The organism is Gallicola sp. Sow4_E12 (genome assembly GCF_052116305.1).
Taxonomy (GTDB): domain Bacteria; phylum Bacillota; class Clostridia; order Tissierellales; family Peptoniphilaceae; genus JBQKLI01.
This window is the reverse complement of the sequence record NZ_JBQKLI010000051.1, coordinates 1-930: the sequence shown is the minus strand read 5'-3', so window position 1 is coordinate 930 and position 930 is coordinate 1. Positions and strand designations below refer to the sequence as shown.

Annotated in this window: 1 protein-coding gene; it reads left to right on the top strand. The window is 42.9% G+C overall.

What is annotated here, in order from left to right; genetic code table 11:
• Positions 1-693 (top strand): IS256 family transposase (locus ACTQ46_RS11100; protein WP_441749889.1); only part of this gene is annotated, 693 nt, incomplete at its 5' end.
• Between the last annotated feature and the right edge of the window lie 237 nt (positions 694-930).

The window sequence follows — 930 nt, the reverse complement described above, 5'->3', positions numbered from 1 at the left end:
GACAACCACCGGGTAAGGAGCAAAAGCCTCTTGATAGCAATAGGCGTCAATGAGGAAGGATACCGTGAAATCATAGGTTTTCATCTGTCAGAAAGCGAGTCAGAAACAAGCTGGGATGAATTCTTTATCTCCCTCAAGCAAAGAGGACTTAGATCACCAAGGTTAATCACATCAGACAGCCACAAAGGTCTTGTCAAAGCCATAAACAAGCAGTTTCAAGGATCAAGCTGGCAAAGGTGTCAAACACACTTTTCAAGAAACCTCTTGGACAAGACACCAAAGTCAGTCCAACCTGAACTTAAAGAGGACATCCGCAAAGTGTATGAAGCGGTTGATATGGATAGTGCAAGAGCAGCTAAAAACCATATCCTAAACAAGTATGAATCAAAAGCTCCAAAGGCAATGGAATTGCTCGATGATGGCTTTGACGACATAACAGCAGTCCTTAGCTTGCCTTTAAGATACAGAAAGAGATTAAGAACAAGCAATTCCATTGAAAGACTCAATCAAGAAATACGAAGAAGAGAAAGAGTCATTCGAATATTCCCAAACGAAGCATCAGCAATCAGGCTCATTGGAGCCCTGTTGATAGAGCAGGATGAAAAGTGGTCTACAGGCCGTAAATACTTTGAAATGGATGTCTACTACAACTCACTCATCCAAGAAGAGCAAGCAGATAATCAGGTTGCTTAGCTCGCTATTTATTCCACGGTCCTATTGACAGTGAGCCTCTTACGCCATGGCAGTTGGCATCAGCGGCATCACTCTATTTTGGATGCAATCAATGGAGTCCATGATGCCGCATTAGAAAGTCTACCATGGCGATATCTCACTATCAATAGGCTTTCGCGGCATAAACCGCTCGATCAGGCTGGATGATTGACCACAAAATGATACCCGAGGAATTTACACACTAATATGGACTTGACT